14 protein-coding genes are annotated in these 16,004 nt (G+C 67.0%); 4 read left to right on the top strand and 10 right to left on the bottom strand.

The genetic code is table 11. The features are described from left to right. Window positions 1-49: 49 nt before the first annotated feature. Window positions 50-2,854, top strand: a complete 2,805-nt coding sequence (locus E6C72_RS09920; protein WP_109443700.1) for a penicillin acylase family protein — start codon at window positions 50-52, stop codon at window positions 2,852-2,854. Then, complete coding sequence (locus E6C72_RS09915) at window positions 2,851-4,065, top strand: threonine ammonia-lyase (RefSeq protein ID WP_109443701.1); 1,215 nt, start codon at window positions 2,851-2,853, stop codon at window positions 4,063-4,065. Before E6C72_RS09920 ends, E6C72_RS09915 begins: the two co-directional genes overlap by 4 nt. Window positions 4,066-4,075: 10 nt before the next feature. On the opposite strand, the gene E6C72_RS09910 is transcribed toward E6C72_RS09915, so the two are convergent. The 8 genes from E6C72_RS09910 to E6C72_RS09880 form a co-directional block, all read right to left on the bottom strand. Continuing rightward, window positions 4,076-4,843 (bottom strand): ABC transporter ATP-binding protein, encoded by a 768-nt coding sequence (locus E6C72_RS09910; protein ID WP_109443702.1) that lies wholly within the window; start codon window positions 4,841-4,843, stop codon window positions 4,076-4,078. Further along, window positions 4,831-5,583 carry an ABC transporter permease gene (locus tag E6C72_RS09905; RefSeq protein ID WP_109443703.1) on the bottom strand — a complete coding sequence of 251 codons (753 nt, stop codon included), beginning with the start codon at window positions 5,581-5,583 and terminating at the stop codon, window positions 4,831-4,833. The genes E6C72_RS09910 and E6C72_RS09905 overlap by 13 nt, the downstream gene beginning before the upstream one ends. A 32-nt stretch (window positions 5,584-5,615) precedes the next feature. Next, window positions 5,616-6,644, bottom strand: a complete 1,029-nt coding sequence (locus tag E6C72_RS09900; protein ID WP_109443704.1) for an ABC transporter substrate-binding protein — start codon at window positions 6,642-6,644, stop codon at window positions 5,616-5,618. 173 nt (window positions 6,645-6,817) lie between these two features. Next, window positions 6,818-6,946, bottom strand: coding sequence for a hypothetical protein (locus E6C72_RS32545; protein ID WP_256379111.1), 129 nt, complete (start codon window positions 6,944-6,946; stop codon window positions 6,818-6,820). Between the two features lie 157 nt (window positions 6,947-7,103). Next, window positions 7,104-7,391 (bottom strand): DUF1330 domain-containing protein, encoded by a 288-nt coding sequence (locus E6C72_RS09895; RefSeq protein ID WP_109443705.1) that lies wholly within the window; start codon window positions 7,389-7,391, stop codon window positions 7,104-7,106. A gap of 99 nt (window positions 7,392-7,490) precedes the next feature. Further along, the gene (locus tag E6C72_RS09890; protein ID WP_136700715.1) at window positions 7,491-8,885 is read right to left on the bottom strand and encodes an NAD(P)(+) transhydrogenase (Re/Si-specific) subunit beta; all 1,395 of its coding nucleotides are present in this window, start codon (window positions 8,883-8,885) and stop codon (window positions 7,491-7,493) included. Between the two features lie 4 nt (window positions 8,886-8,889). Beyond that, window positions 8,890-9,309: an NAD(P) transhydrogenase subunit alpha gene (locus tag E6C72_RS09885; protein WP_136700714.1), complete on the bottom strand. Its 420-nt coding sequence runs from the start codon at window positions 9,307-9,309 to the stop codon at window positions 8,890-8,892. A gap of 26 nt (window positions 9,310-9,335) precedes the next feature. Next, the gene (locus tag E6C72_RS09880; RefSeq protein WP_136700712.1) at window positions 9,336-10,484 is read right to left on the bottom strand and encodes a Re/Si-specific NAD(P)(+) transhydrogenase subunit alpha; all 1,149 of its coding nucleotides are present in this window, start codon (window positions 10,482-10,484) and stop codon (window positions 9,336-9,338) included. A gap of 396 nt (window positions 10,485-10,880) precedes the next feature. Between E6C72_RS09880 and E6C72_RS09875 the strand changes: the two genes are divergently transcribed. Continuing rightward, window positions 10,881-11,129, top strand: coding sequence for a DUF2312 domain-containing protein (locus E6C72_RS09875; RefSeq protein ID WP_012973951.1), 249 nt, complete (start codon window positions 10,881-10,883; stop codon window positions 11,127-11,129). A 52-nt stretch (window positions 11,130-11,181) separates the two neighbouring features. On the opposite strand, the gene E6C72_RS09870 is transcribed toward E6C72_RS09875, so the two are convergent. Continuing rightward, the gene (locus E6C72_RS09870) at window positions 11,182-13,410 is read right to left on the bottom strand and encodes an anthranilate synthase (protein WP_109443386.1); all 2,229 of its coding nucleotides are present in this window, start codon (window positions 13,408-13,410) and stop codon (window positions 11,182-11,184) included. A gap of 277 nt (window positions 13,411-13,687) precedes the next feature. After that, on the bottom strand, window positions 13,688-14,407 hold the full coding sequence (gene phoU / locus E6C72_RS09865) for a phosphate signaling complex protein PhoU (RefSeq protein WP_109443387.1): 720 nt from the start codon (window positions 14,405-14,407) through the stop codon (window positions 13,688-13,690). A 188-nt stretch (window positions 14,408-14,595) separates the two neighbouring features. Between phoU and E6C72_RS09860 the strand changes: the two genes are divergently transcribed. After that, the gene (locus E6C72_RS09860; RefSeq protein ID WP_109443388.1) at window positions 14,596-15,912 is read left to right on the top strand and encodes a pentapeptide repeat-containing protein; all 1,317 of its coding nucleotides are present in this window, start codon (window positions 14,596-14,598) and stop codon (window positions 15,910-15,912) included. Window positions 15,913-16,004 lie beyond the last annotated feature (92 nt).

Genomic DNA, 16,004 nt, shown 5'->3' with positions numbered 1-16,004 from the left:
CCCGGCGGCCCCCGCCCGTCGCCGCCCCCCTTCTCTCTCACGGACCGTGATGCTGCGCCGTTCCCTGATCCGCGCCGGCGAGACCTGCGCCTTCCGCCTCCGCGCCGCCCTGGCGCGTGCGCTGTCCCGCCCGGCCCCGCCCGTTCCGCCAGCCGCTCCGCCCTACCACCACGGCTACCCGGCCCCCCCCCAACAGACGCAGCAGTATCCGGGCGCGCCCTATCCCGGCACGCCTTATCCGCAGGCAGCGCGGCAGCCGGTCTATCAGCCCGGCGCCCATCCGGCGGAAATCTACCCTCCATCTGTGCATCCCATGGGTACGGCGCCACCCGGTCAGCCCTATCCCCAGCAGCCGGCGCCGCCCTATGGCATACAGCCGACGCAACCCAACGGCCCGTTCCATCGTCCCCGATTGCGCCTGCCGCGCGGCCGTTGGGGCAAGGTGGCGGCGGTCGCCGGCGTGCTGGTGCTGCTGCCCCCGGTTGGTCTGCTCGGCGCCTATTGGTGGATGCGGGCGCAGCAACCGCAGACCAGCGGATCCGTGACCATCCCCGGCAATGGCGCCCCAACCGAGGTCATCCGCGACAAGCAGGGCGTCGTCCATATCTTCGCCGCGACCGAACGGGATGCTTACCGCGCGCTGGGTTACGCCCACGCCCAGGACCGGCTGTGGCAGATGGAGACGATGCGCCGCGCCGGCGCTGGCCGGCTGGCCGAGCTGATCGGCACCAAATACGGTGACTTCGCCCTGCGCACCGACCGGCTGATGCGCACGCTGGGCATTCGCCACGCCGCCGAGGCGATGGCCGCCACCCTGTCGCCCGAGACCCGTACCGCCTTCGACGCCTATGCCGACGGCGTGAACGCCTATCTCGCCACCAGATCGGAAGCGCTGCCGATCGAATTCCAGCTGTTGCGCCACACGCCGGAGCCCTGGACCGTGGCCGACAGTCTGGTCTGGGCCAAGCTGATGGCGTTGCAGTTGTCCGCCAACTATCGCGACGAGCTGTTCCGCTCCCGCATTCTGGAACGGCTGTCGCCGCAGCAGGTAGACGACCTGTTCCCGCCAGACGCCCCCGGCTCTCCCACCACGCTGGCGAGCGACCTGCGCGGCATGGATTTGCGGGAAACGGTACGCCGCACGCTGGCGGCCCTGCCGCAGATGGGCTTCGACACCGCGTCAAACGAATGGGTCCTGACCGGGGCACGGACCACCACCGGCAAGCCAATCCTCGCCAACGATCCGCATCTGGCGCTTGAGGCGCCGATCCTCTGGTACCTCGCCCGCATCGTGACGCCCGGCTTGACCGTCACCGGCGCCACCGTGCCGGGCGTGCCGCTGACCATCCTCGGCCACAACGGCAAGGTCGCCTGGGGCTTCACCACCACCCACAGCGACACCCAGGACCTCTTCGTCGAGAAGCCGGACCCGCAGGATCCCGCCCGCTACCTGACTCCGGACGGCAGCCAGCCCTTCGAGACGCGCGCCGAGACCATCGCCATTGCCGGGGAGACGTCGCAGACGCTGACCGTCCGCAGCACGCGGCACGGCCCGGTCATCTCCGACCTCGATCCGCAGCCGGCCCCCGTCAATGCGCCCAACGCGCCCAATGCACCCGCTCCGGTGCTGGCGCTGTCCTTCCCCGGCCTCGCCGACGACGACACCAGCGCCGAGGCACTCTACCGCCTGAACCATGCCGGTTCGGCGGAGGCGGTGCGCGACGCGCTGCGCCTGCATGTCGCCCCGCAGCAGAATGTGGTCTATGCCGACGTGACCGGAGAGGTCGGCTTCATCACCCCCGGCCGTGTGCCGATCCGCCGCAAAGGCGACGGCCGTGTGCCGGTTCCCGGCTGGACCGGCGAGTATGACTGGACCGGCTTCCTGCCCTACTACGCCCTGCCGCAGGCGGTGAACCCGCCGACCGGCCAGTTCGTCAACGCCAACAACGCGGTGGTCGGGCGCGATTATCCCTATCGCCTCGCCACCGAATGGCCGGATCCTTCGCGCGCCAAGCGCATCGTCGAGATGCTGGGCAACGGACGCCATTCGGTCGAGGATGTGGCGCGCCAGCAGATGGACATCGTCTCCCTGCCGGCCCGCGACTTTCTGCCCGAACTGCTGAAGTACCCGACGCCGCCCGGCCTCGCCAGCGACGCCGCGGCCCTGCTGCGCGGCTGGGACGGCCGCATCGACCGCAACCGGCCGGAACCGCTGATTTTCGACATGTGGCTGCGCGAGCTGGTCCGCGCCGTCTTCGCCGACGAGCTGGGTGCCGACTTCGCCTCCTACTGGGATCTCCGGCCGGAGGCGTTGCGCCATGTCCTGAAGGAGCGGCCGGAGTGGTGCGATGACATCACCACCCCGCAGAAGGAAAGCTGCGCCGACATCATCGGCCGCTCGCTGGAAACGGCGGTCAAGGCGCTGGCCGAGCGTCACGGCTCCAATCCGAAAAGCTGGCGCTGGGGCGACGACCATACGGTGGCGCTGGTCCACCGCATGCTGAGCCGCCTGCCGCTGATCGGTGGCAGGGCCGATCTGTCGGTGGAGACCGACGGCGATTTCTTCACCGTCAACCGCGGGTCCACCACGATCCGCGATCCGGCGAACCCGTTCCGCCATGTCCAGGGCGCCGGGTTCCGCGCGGTTTATGATCTGGCCGACCTCGACAATTCCCGGTTCGTGATCGCCACCGGCCAGTCCGGCAACATCTGGTCGCGCCATTGGGGCGATCTGGTCACCCTGTGGCGCGACGGCGGCTCGTTGCGTCTGGCCGGCGACCGTGGCACGTTGATCTCGGCAGGGGCGGAGGTGCTGACACTCACACCACGCAACACCGGGACAGACAAGAAATGACCATAACTCTGGAGGACGTGCGCGCCGCGGCGGCGCGCATCGCGGGGCACCTGTCCCGAACGCCCACGGTTCCGGCGCCCCGCCTGGGGGACATGGCGGGTTGCCGGATGCATGTGAAGCTGGAGAACCTGCACGCCACCTCCTCCTTCAAGGAGCGCGGCGCGCTGAACAAGCTGCTGTCGCTGGGCGAGGCGGAGCGCCGCGCCGGCGTCATCGCCATGTCCGCCGGCAACCATGCCCAGGCAGTGGCCTGCCATGCCACCCGGCTGGGCATCCGCTCGACCATCGTCATGCCGGCCTTCACCCCCTTCACCAAGGTGGAGCGGACGGAGAATCTCGGCGCCACGGTCGAGCTGCATGGCGAAACGCTGAGCGAGGCCGCCGCCTTCGCCCATGATCTGGCGACGCGCGACGGCTTGACCTTCGTCCATCCCTATGACGACCCGCTGGTGGCTGCCGGCCAAGGGACCGCAGCGCTGGAGCTGCTTGAGGATGTGCCGGATCTCGACGTGCTGGTGATTCCCGTCGGGGGTGGCGGGCTGATCGCGGGCATGGCGACCGCTGCCAAGGCACTGCGGCCGGATCTTGAGATCATCGGAGTGCAGTGCAGCCTCTACCCAGCTGTGCGTCAGGCGCTGGCCGGCCAGCCAATTACTTGCGGCGGCGCGACGGTGGCCGAAGGCATCGCTGTGAAGGCGCCCGGCGCCCTGACCCTGCCGATCATCCGCACCCTGGTCGACGATGTGGTGGAGGTGGGCGAAGCCCGGCTGGAGGAGGCGGTCTACCGCCTCGCCACCGTGCAGAAACAGGTCGCCGAGGGTGCCGGTGCAGCAGCGCTTGCCGCCGTTCTGGAGGAGCCGGAGCGCTACCGCGGCCGCAAGGTCGGCATCGTCCTTTCAGGCGGCAATATCGATTCCCGCATCATGGCCCAGGTACTGATGCGCGGGCTGGTCTATGAGGGCCGTATCGTCCGCCTGCGCATCGGCATCACCGATGCCCCCGGTGCTCTCGCTCGTGTCACCCGCCTGCTGGGCGAGGCCGGCGCCAACATCGTCGAAGTCCACCACCAGCGCCTGTTCCACAATGTGCCAGTGAAGATGGCCGAGGTCGACGTGGTGCTGGAAACCCGCAACCAGACGCATGTCGACACGCTGATCGGCCGGATGAAGGACGCCGGCTATCCGACCAGCCTGATGATGGAGGTGGGGTAAGCCCCACCCCTCAGATGCTGTAATTGTCCGCGATCTCGGAACGCAGCTGTTCCACCTGATCGCGGAACACCGAGCCATCCCGCCCGGCGGTGTTGCGCACGTCGCGCACCACGCGGGCGGGAGTGCCGCCCAGCACGATGATGCGGTCGGCCAGATGCACCGCCTCTTCCAGATCATGGGTGACGAACAGAACCGTCTTGCCCGTCTCCTGATGGATGCGGCGAAGCTCGTCCTGAAGGTTGTGGCGGGTGATGGCGTCGAGCGCGCCGAACGGCTCGTCCATCAGCAGGATGTCTGGATCCACCGCCATCGCGCGGGCGATGCCGATGCGCTGGCGCTGGCCGCCCGACAGCTCGTAGGGCCAGCGGCGGGCATAGCCGTCCAGCCGGACCAGCTTCAACGCAGCCTCGGCCCGGCGGCGGCGCTCGTCACGGCTGACCGGCAGGCCCTCCAGCCCGAACTCCACATTGCGGATCACCCGGCGCCAGGGCAGCAGACGGGAATCCTGGAACACCAGCCCGACCGGACGGTGGCCGGGGCGTTGGTCCTGATGGATGGTGACGCCGCCGCTGCGGGCGGTGTGCAGGCCGGCGACGACGCGCAGCAAGGTGGACTTGCCGACTCCGGACGGACCGACAATGGCGACGAAGCTGCCGCGCTCGACCGACAGGTTGACGTCGACCAGCACCGGCGGCGCGTCCTTGCCGTAGCCGATGGACACGTCCACAAGATCGATGACCGACGCGGCTGCGGTCTTGGAAAGGGTCACCGCTGCCATGAGAGCACCCGCGACTGAACTTGCATGAACAGGAAATCCGACACGCCGTAGAGCAGCGCGATGGTGACCATGTAGAGGACGACGATGTGGGTGGCCAGCAGGCCCGACGCCTCCATCATCCGCATGCCGAGGCCGGAGATGCCGAACAGTTCGGCCGCGACCACGGTCATCCAGCCCTGGCCCAGACCGGCGCGCAGGCCAGAAAGGATGCCCGGCAGGGCGCCCGGCAGGATGATCTTGAACAGGCGCGGGATCAGTCCGCCCTGGCCGAAGGCATAGCCCAGCTCGATCAGGTCCTTGTCGACCCCACGCACCGCAGCGTAGCTGGCGTAATAGTTGATCCAGAACACCGTCAGCGCGATCAGGAACGATGCCGCCCCTTCGCTGACGCCGAACCAGATGATGGCAAAGGGGATCCAGGCAATCGCCGGGATCGGGCGCAACATGCGCACCACCCAGGCTTGGAAGGCGTCCCACTTGCCCCACAGCGCAGCCGCCGTTCCGAAGGATACGCCGAGGAAAGTGCCCAGCGACAGCCCGACCAGATAGTGCGACAGGCTGGCCAGCACCATCGCCTGCCACGTACCGCTGTTGAACTCGGTCAGGAAGGCGGCGGGCACCGCGCTCGGTGACGGCAGCAGCCGGGCCGGCACGACGCCACTGCGCGCAACCGCTTCCCACGCCAGCAGGAAGACGACGACGCCCAGCGCCGACAGGGCGATCTTGTTGGTGGTCTTCATCGGCTTGTCGATGTCCTCAGGCCCGGCCGTCTTTACTTGACGGCGGCGTCGTAGAAGCTGAAGTCGAAGGCCTCGGCCACCGGAACGGTCTCGCTGGCCGATCCGATCTCCTTGGTATAGGCCATCATCTGCTCGACCGCCGGGACGACCTTGTGCGGATCGGCGACGAACTTCGATCCCGGCCCCTTGAAGGCGGCCTCCAGCGTCGCCGGCTCCATCAGGCCCTTGCCCAGATAGTTGTTCACGATCTTGGCCGATCCCGCCGGATCCTTGGCGATCAGCTCGACCGCGCGGATGTGAGCCTTGACCAGCGCCTTGATGGCGTCTGGGTTCTTCTTCAGCACCTCCGCACGGGCGGCGACGACGGTGCCGGGCTGGTCCGGGAACATCTGCGCGCCGGTGGCGAGCAGGGCAACGTTCGGGTCCATCTGCTGGGTGACGGTCACCGTTGGCTCGCGGATGGTGGCAGCATCGAGCGCACCGGCCAGCAGGGCCTGCTGCGTCTTCTCGATGCCCATCGGCACCAGCTCCACGTCGGCCGGATCGACCTTGACCACCTTGAACAGCCAGTGCTTCAGCACGGTGTCGGGAACGGAGCCCGGCGGCTGCGTGCCGATCTTCGCCTTGCGGCCGGTGTCGGCGGCGAACTTCTTGAAGGACTCCGCGGTCGGCGTGGCGCCCATCGCCTTGGCGAAGGGACCGCGGGCGGCGACCACCATCTCCTCCACCGCCGAGTTGGCGATGACCGAAATGTCGGCACCCTTGGTGCGGGCGACCAGGACCGGAGCGACGCCAGCATAAAGCAGGTCGATCTGGCCGGCCGCCATGGCCTGGATGGCATGCGGGCCGGATTCGAAACGGGTCAGCTTCAGCGTGATCCCGGCATCCTTGGCCCAGCCCTGCCCATCGACGATGAACAGCGGCGATGCCGCCAGGATCGGGATATAGCCGATTTCCAGCTTCACCGGATCGGCGGCGCGCACGGTGCCGGGCATGACGGCGGCAGCCGTGCCAAGGGCGATCAGGGCGGCAAGAGTGGTTCGGCGGGTCAGGCGGAGCATCGGATCGTCCTCGGCTAAGGTTCCGACGCTATTTAGCACGGTTGTACGGTTGGAGAAGAGTGATTTCCACATAACAGGAAAAGGGAATTCACCATACCACATAAGAAATGCAGTTGTTTTTCCGGATAAAGCCGCGGGAAACGTGGATGCAGCACGGCCGGGATCGGCAGGGCTCAGGTCTCCGTCAGCAGGTAGAGCGACACGCCGCACAGCGATACACCCACCATCAGGATCGCCATGGCGATGCGTGTCCAAAGCCTGGGGTGCGAATCGAGTGGGTCGAGCAGATCGTCATCGTCCATGGTCGGGCATCCGTCACTATGGTGGAACCGGCGGATTGTCCTCCGCCGGTTCCCGGTGACGACAAGCGTTACCGGCGCCGTGTTGCGGCTGTATGTCCTGCAAACGGTCTTGTGTAACGGTTGGTAACCGTGCCGGCCGGTCGTTGCGGACAGGCTGTTACAGCCCTTCCACCACGATCATCTTGAAGTCGGCTGCATCGCGCCGGGCCTCGCGGGCCTTTCGGTATTCCGGACTGTCATAGAACGCCTTGGCGGTCGCCATGTCCGGGAATTCCAGTATGACGATGCGGCTGGGCTGCCAACCGCCTTCCAGCACCGCCGTCTCGCCGCCACGACTGAGGAAGCGCCCGCCGTTCCTGGCGATCGCATCGGGGGTCAGCGACTTGTAGACCTCATAGGCCACGGGATCGGTCACGCGAACGTCGGCGATGATGTAAGCGGTCATGGCTTCCGCATCCTCTCTTTTCGTTATCGGCCCAAAAGAAACGGGCGCGGGAAGCCTCGCCCCCCGCGCCCGTTTCGGTCAACTGCTCGTGAAAACCGATCAGGCTTCCATCGCCTTGACGACCTCTTCGGTGACCTTCTTGGCGTCGCCGAACAGCATCATGGTGTTGGGGCGGAAGAACAGCTCGTTCTCGACACCGGCATAGCCGGCGGCCATGCCGCGCTTGATGAAGAACACCGTCTTGGCCTTCTCCACGTCCAGAATCGGCATGCCGTAGATGGGAGAGGTCGGGTCGGTCTTGGCCGCCGGGTTGGTCACGTCGTTGGCGCCGATGACGAAGGCCACATCCGCCGTGCCGAAGTCGCGGTTGATGTCCTCCAGCTCGAACACCTCGTCGTAGGGCACATTGGCTTCGGCCAGCAGCACGTTCATGTGACCGGGCATGCGGCCCGCCACCGGGTGGATGGCGTACTTCACATCGACGCCCTCATGTTTCAGCACGTCGGCCATTTCACGCAGGGCATGCTGAGCCTGGGCGACGGCCATACCATAGCCGGGGACGATGATGACCGACTGGGCGTTCTTCATGATGTAGGCAGCGTCCTCGGCCGAGCCGGCCTTGACCGAGCCCTGCGGGCCCTTGGCGGGACCGCCGGCCGCGGCAGACTCGCCGCCGAAGCCGCCGAGGATGACGTTGAAGATCGAGCGGTTCATGCCCTTGCACATGATGTAGGACAGGATCGCGCCCGAAGAGCCGACCAGCGCACCGGTGATGATCAGCAGGTTGTTCTGCAGGGTGAAGCCGATGCCGCAGGCCGCCCAGCCCGAATAGCTGTTCAGCATCGAGATGACGACCGGCATATCGGCGCCGCCGATCGGCAGGATCAGCAGGAAGCCCAGGGCCAGCGCCACCAGAATGATCAGCCACATGGCGGCGGTCGAGTTGGACTGCACCAGCCAGATGATCAGGATGACGGTCAGCACGCCCAGCGCCGCATTCAGCGGATGCTGCATCGGGAAGACCAGCGGCTTGCCGGTGACCAGCCCCTGGAGCTTGGCGAAGGCGACGATGGAGCCGGTGAAGGTGATGGCGCCGACCGCGGTGCCCAGCGCCATCTCGATCAGCGAGCCCTTGGCGATGGCACCGGGCAGACCGATGCCGTAGGCCTCCGGCGAATAGAAGGCGGCGAGCGCCACGAAGACGGCGGCCAGACCGACCAGCGAGTGGAAGGCGGCGACCAGCTGCGGCAGCGCCGTCATCTCGATCTTCTTGGCGACCACATAGCCGATGGCCCCGCCGATGGCGATGCCGAGCACGATCATCCAATAGGATTGGACGATGGGCGAGGCCAGCGTGGTCAGGATGGCGATGGTCATGCCGACCATGCCGTAGATGTTGCCCTGGCGCGAGGTCTCCGGGCTGGAGAGCCCACGCAGCGCCATGATGAAGCAGATGGAGGCGACGAGATAGAGAAGGGCCGACAAGGTTTCCATGGTCTTACTTGCCCTTCTTCTTGAACATGGAGAGCATGCGCTGGGTCACCAGGAAGCCGCCGAAGATGTTGACGGACGCCAGGATGACGGCGAGGAAGCCGAGAACCTTGGAGAAGTCGAAACCGGCCGGTCCGGCGGCGACCAGCGCGCCGACGATGATGACAGACGACACGGCGTTGGTGACGGCCATCAGGGGCGAGTGCAGGGCCGGGGTGACGCGCCAGACGACGTAGTAGCCGACAAAGCAGGCCAGCACGAGCACCGTCAGGCCGGTGACAAAGAAGTTGCCGTGACCGCCAGCCGCCTCGGCGGCGGGCTGGGCGGCGTGCGCGACCTGGGCGGCCAGCTGGTCGGCCTGCTGGCCGAGCGCCGCGAGGTTCGCCTTCAGCTCGGCAATACGGGCGGACAGTTGGGTCTGATCCATTGCGGTAAGTCTCCTCGGGCGCCCGGTCAGCCGGCGAAGGCGGGGTGGACGACGGCGCCGTCGCGGGTCAGCGCGATGGCCTTGACGATCTCGTCGTCCCAGTTGACGGCCACGCCGGTGTCCTTGCCGTGCAGCGACGTCAGCAGCGCCAGCAGGTTCTTGGCGTAGAGCAGCGAGGCGCTCTCGGCGATGCGGCTGGCGTAGTTGGCATGGCCGACGATCTTCACGCCGTTGGCCGTGGTCACCACCTCGCCCAGCTTGGAACCCTCGACGTTGCCGCCCTGCTCAACCGCCAGATCGATGATGACCGAACCCGGCTTCATCGACGCCACATGCTCCGCCGTCACCAGGATCGGCGCCTTGCGGCCGGGGATCAGCGCGGTGGTGATGACGATGTCCTGCTTCTTGATGTGCTCGGCAACCAGGGCGGCCTGCTGGCGCTTATAGTCGTCGGACATCTCCTTGGCGTAGCCGCCGGCGGTCTCGGCTTGGCGGAACTCGTCGTTCTCGACGGCGACGAAGCTGCCGCCCAGCGACTGCACCTGCTCCTTCACCGCCGGGCGCACGTCGGTGGCCGAGACGATGGCGCCGAGCCGCTTGGCGGTGGCGATGGCCTGCAGGCCGGCGACGCCGACGCCCATGATGAAGGCTCTCGCCGGCGGCACGGTGCCGGCGGCGGTCATCATCATCGGGAAGGCGCGGCCATATTCCGAGGCGGCATCGACGACGGCCTTGTAGCCGGCGAGGTTGGCCTGGGAGGACAGCACGTCCATGACCTGGGCGCGGGTGATGCGCGGCATGAACTCCATGGCGAAGGCATTCACGCCGGCATCGGCATAGGCCTTCACATGGTCGCGGCTGTTGTAGGGATTGAGGATGGCGAACAGCAGCGCACCCTTGCGGATCAGCGCCAGCTCGTCCTCGCCGCCTTCCGCGGCGATCAGCGGCCGCTGGACCTTCAGCACGATGTCGGCATCGGCCAGCGCCGAGGCCGCGTCGGCGGCGATGGCGGCCCCCGCCGCCTCGAACGCGGCGTCGGTGATGCTGGAACCGAGACCGGCCCCGCTCTCAACCACCACGTCCAGTCCCAAACCCTTCAGTTTCTTCACCGTTTCCGGTGAGGCGGCCACGCGAAGTTCGCCCGCACGTCGCTCCTTTGGAATGGCGACTTTCATTAGATTAAACTCCCCTGCCTCAAATTCGCCGATCCCGGCATCCCCCATGGGTTATCGGCACAGACGACGCGCATACATGCCGGATCCATGTGACTTTGTGAAGCCGAACCCAACGATGGTAATACCAGCCTATTGGGTGCGCCGCAACAAAGGGAATGGCTAAGTAAGTCCATCGTACGATTGTTTCATGCAACAAGACAAATGAGCCACGAGCTGTTCAAATCCCGGCGATGGTCCAGCTTGTACGAAGGCATTGCCGCGACCGGATGACGCAGCCGGATCTCTGCCGTGCGCCTGCCTTATGCTCTTGGGTCGCATCGCCGGCTTGCCATTCCTCCCGCCCGCCGATATTGTCCCGCCCCGTTCACGAACACCCCCATCGTTTGAGGTTTTGCCATGTCCGACGTCGGCGGCATCGCGGCGGATCGCCTGAAGTCCTTCGTCGAGCGCATCGAGCGTCTCGAAGAGGAAAAGCGCGGTCTGCAGGAAGACATCAAGGAGGTCTACGCCGAGGCGAAGGGCACCGGGTTCGACACCAAGATCATCCGGCAGATCATCCGCCTGCGGAAGATGGACAAGGCCGACCGCCAGGAGCAGGAAGCCATCCTGGAGCTCTACAAGGAAGCCCTGGGCATGGTGGAGTAACGGGGTTCCCCGTCACTCCCACCACTGGATCTTTACGAACGCGGCGGCCCCCTCAGGCCGCCGCTTCGCGTTCCGGCATCCTGGCCACGCGCCCGGCCAGCTTTTCCATCACATTGGCGACCAGAGCGAGCCCTGCCCCTCCATTGGTCCCTCCATCCAGCGTCAGAATCGATTCGGGATGGAACTGCACCGCGGCCAGCGGCAGAGTCCGGTGCTCGATCGCCATCACCGTTCCGTCATCCGTCTCCGCCGTGACCCGCAGGTCCGGCGGCAGGCTGTCGCGCCGAGCCACCAGCGAATGGTAGCGGCCGGCCTGCATCCCCTGCGGCAACCCTTCGAATAGACCACCGCCCTGGTGACGCAATGGGGAGGCCTTGCCATGCATAGGCTCCGGCAGGCGGTCCAGTTGCGCGCCGAAATGCTCGGCCATACCTTGCAGGCCCAGGCAGACGCCGAACACCGGCACGCCAAGGTCGAGCGCCGCCTGCACACTGCCGCCGACATCGAAATCGCCCGGCCGCCCCGGTCCAGGCGACAGCACCAGCAGATCGGGCGGATCACTGCGCAGCACGGTGCGCGCATGGGTATGGCGCAGGGTCGTCACCTCGGCGCCGGTCTGACGGAAATAGTCAGCCAGCGTGTGGACAAAGCTGTCATCGTGGTCGACCAGCAGCACCCGCCTGCCCTCGCCGCTCCGCCGGACGGTGTTCTGGACCACCGACAGCCGCGGAGCGGCGCCGCGCACCGCGTCGAGGAAAGCCGACGCCTTCAGACGGCATTCGGCATCTTCCGCATCCGGGTCGCTGTCGGCCAGCAGCGTGGCGCCAGCGCGGACAAAGGCCAAGCCGTCCTTCATGCGGATGGTGCGCAGGGTCAGCCCGGTGTCCATCCCGCCGTCGAAACCGATGCGGCCGAAGGCCCCACCGTACCAGCGGCGCGGCGAGCGTTCGGTGTCCTCCAGGAACTGCATGGCCCAGCGCTTCGGCGCACCGGTCACCGTCACCGCCCAGCTGTGGGTGAGGAAGGCGTCCAGCGCGTCGAAGCCCTCGCGCAGGTGGCCTTCCACATGATCGACGGTGTGGATCAGGCGGGAGTACAGTTCGATCATCCGCCGGCCGATCACGCGGACCGAGCCGGGCTCGCACACCCGCGCCTTGTCATTGCGGTCGACGTCGGTACACATGGTCAGCTCCGCCGCATCCTTCGCCGAGTTCAGCAGCGTCAGGATCTGCGAGGCGTCGGCCAACGCATTGCTCCCGCGCGCCACGGTGCCGGAGATCGGGCAGGTCTCCACCCGTCCACCGCCGACACGCACATACATTTCCGGGCTGGCGGCGACCAGGAACTCGCCGTCGCCCAGGTTGATCAGCGCTTCATAGGGGGCCGGATTGGCGGCGCGCAGACGCCGGTAGATGGTGGCCGGGCTGTCGGCACAGGGCTCGGCAAAGGTCTGGCCGGGGACCACCTCGAAAAGGTCACCGCGATTGAAGGCCTCCTTTGCCGCCCGCACCACTCGTTGATATTCACCGGGGGCGTGGTCGCACTCCGCGGCGGCGTTGGTGTCGGGGCGATAGCCATGGACCCGGCCGCCCCCCGCGATCCCCGCAGTCGAGACGCCATCCACCACGAACTCATATGCGAAGTGGCACGCCACCCCGGCGGCATGGTCGACCACCAGCAGCCGGTCCGGCAGATACAACACAAGATCGCGCTGGTCGTCCGGCCGTTCGAGCCGACGCCGGATCGGCTCGAACTGGAAGGCGAGGTCGTAGCCGAAGGCGCCATAAAGCCCCAGGAAGGGCTCGTCCGGGCAGGCGAACAGCCTCATCAGCGCCCGCAGCACGCTGAAGACGGAGGGCTGGCGGCTGCGCTCCTCCTCGGCGAAGGAGCCTGCCGGACGGCGCACCAGGGCCGTGACCCGGCCGGCGGTGACCTCCAGCCCGACGATCGCCTCATGCCCATCCAACGCGCCGGCCACGGCGGGCAGCAACAACCGGCCGCGCGGGTTGAGCGCATCGATGCGCACGCTGCGGCCACGGGCGGTCACCGACAGCGGCGGATCGACGAATCCCAGCGCCTGTCGCCGGTAGCGGCCCGGCGCCTCCACCCCGCCGGACAGCAACAGGCCACGCCGCTCGTCGAGCGCAGTGACCAGCGCATCGATCGCCTCGGCCAGCCCCACCGGTTCGGCAGTGCGGTGTAGGCCAAGGCCGCCGCCGGTGGTTGCGGTGAACGGGCCAAGAAAAGCTTGGTCGGCGAGGAACAGGTGGGACGGGATCATGGCGGAGTTGCTCCGGTTCGTGCGTCTTGTCGATGACGACGCCCGGTGCTTCCGCCTGCCTGTCCGTTCTTCCGCTGGGTGACCCGTTGTGCCGGGTCAGGAAAAAGGCCGCTCCGGATGCACCGGGCGGCCCTTTGTTTTTCAATCCACGCTCACGCGCGTCGCCGGGCCGGCCCGTTGGAGACGGGCCACCACCAATGCTGCGACAGGAGGGGCGAGGACTTGTTCATGGCTGCAACCGCAACACAGGGCGGGGCAGCCTGTCAAGTGTTCCCTGTTACGCGTCGTCCCGCGGCGGGGCGACGGCGTAGCTGCTGAGATCCTCCTTGCGGCGTTCATCCGACGGCAGGCGGCCCTTGACCAGGAAGCTGATGTTCTCCGCCACGTTGGTGGCGTGGTCGCCGATGCGCTCGATCGACTTGGCGGCGAACAGCAGATGGGTGCAACCGGTGATCTGCGCCGGCGTCTCCATCATGTAGGTCAGAAATTCGCGGAACAGCGCGGTATAGGCGGCGTCGACCTCACCGTCGCGGTCACGGACGGAGATGGCAAGCTCGACATCCTGTTCGGTGAAGGCGCGCCGCATGTCGCCGATCATCGCCTGCACCATCCGCCCCATGCGGACCAGCGAGGCGACCGGCGGCGCCACCGGCAGGGTGGCCAGCGTGACCGCCCGCTTGGCGACCGATCCGGCGAAATCGCCCATCCGTTCCAGGTTGGAGGCGATCTTCAACGCCGCGACGATCTCGCGCAGATCCTTTGCCATCGGCTGGCGCAGGGCCAGCAGGCGGACGGTCATCGCCTCCACCTCCGACTCCAGGCGGTCGATCTCGGCGTCGCCTTTCAGCACTTCGCCGGCGATGTCGGCATCGGGACCGGCCAGCGAATCGAGCGCGAGCCCGACCTGACGCTCCACCAGTTCACCCATCCGGTCGATGGCGCCGCGCAGGGCCGCCAGTTCGGCGTCGAAAGCTGCAAGCGTGTGTCCACCCGACATGATACCCAACTCCTTGTTCCGACTGGACTGTTACAGGCGGATCGACGCCCGGCGTCCCGCAAATGGTACCTGGGGCCGCCCGCGCCAACCCGCCCCGGCATTGGACGCGGCCTTAACCTTTGGCATAGATTATTTCGGGACACTGGTCTATCGATGGACCACGCAACCATGCAGACCGGACAGGATCGATGACACCGCACGAGTTGGTTGCCGTGCTGGAAAAGCACGAGCGCTGGCTGAAGAACAAGTCAGGCGGTTCGCGCGCCAACCTGACCATGGCGAACATGGAAGGGTCCAACCTGTCCGGGGTCAATCTGGCCCAAGGCAAGCTGTCAGGCGCCAACCTGTCCCACTGCGACCTGTCCAACGCCAATCTCAGCACCGCCGACCTGTTCGCCGCGCACCTGACGAAGGCGGACATGTCCGGATGCAACCTTTACCGCGCCGACCTACGCGGCGCCCACATGCGCGGCGCCAAGTTGAAGCGTGCCATCCTGAAGGAGGCCGACCTGCGCGGTGGCGCCCTGCTCTATGGCGGGCCCGGCGGCAGTAAGGGCGGCAAGGGACTGGACTTCGTCCGTTCCGACCTGTCGGGCACGGATTTCGACGATGCGTCGCTGAACAACGCCAACCTGTCGGGCGCCGACCTGACGGATGTGTCGATGAATGGCGCCGATTGCGAAGGCGCGCTGTTGACAGGCGCCACGCTGATGCGGGCCAGCATGAAAAGCTGCAACCTCGCCCGCGCCGATCTGCGCGGCAGCAACCTGTCCGGCGTGAACCTGCAAGGTGCAGTGCTGCGCGACGCCAACCTGACCGGTGCGATGCTGGCCGGCGCCAACCTGCGCAACGCCGACCTCCAGGGAGCGAAGCTGGAGGGCGCCGATCTGGCCGGCGCCGACACCACCGGCGCCAATCTGGCGCGATCCGCCGACAATTTCTCCGTCCAGATCCAGCAGGCGCTGCACAGCCACTACACCTGGATCAACACCAACGGGACGATGGGTGCCAGGGCCGATCTGACCGGCGCCGACCTCAGCCACATCGACCTGACGGGGGTGAACCTGTCGGGCGCCAACCTGAAGCGGGCCAATCTCAGCGGCGCCAAAATGCGCGAGGCGCTGCTGATCATGTGCGACATCTCCGAAGCGGTGCTCGCCGATGCGGATTTCAGCGGAGCGATCCTGGACGGCGCCAACCTGCGCGGCGCCAACATGGACGGGGTACGCCTGGACGGGGCCGGCGTCGGCTGGGTCGATATAAAGGGACCGGATGGACAGCCGACCGGCCGTCTGTGGGCGGCGAACCTGACCGGTGCCCGGCTGACCGGCAGTTCCTGCGTGCGCACCAACATGCGGGGCGCCAACCTGTCCGACTGCGATTTCAGCAATGCCAACCTGACCGGCGCGATCCTGAGCGATGCCAACATCCGTGACGCCAAGTTCACCGGCGCCAACCTGACAGGTGCCAGCCTGCCCCCGCCACCGGAGCCGGATGACGACTGATCGAGACGGCGGCTAATCAGGGCGACTGGACTGCCATAGACGCGTTAGGGCTGGACGGGCATAGCGCCCGCCGCCCACCGCGACTTATCTTC

The organism is Azospirillum sp. TSH100, from assembly GCF_004923295.1.
Lineage (GTDB): Bacteria > Pseudomonadota > Alphaproteobacteria > Azospirillales > Azospirillaceae > Azospirillum.
Note: the sequence above shows the minus strand (reverse complement) of the source record. Positions and strands in the feature narration are given on the sequence as shown.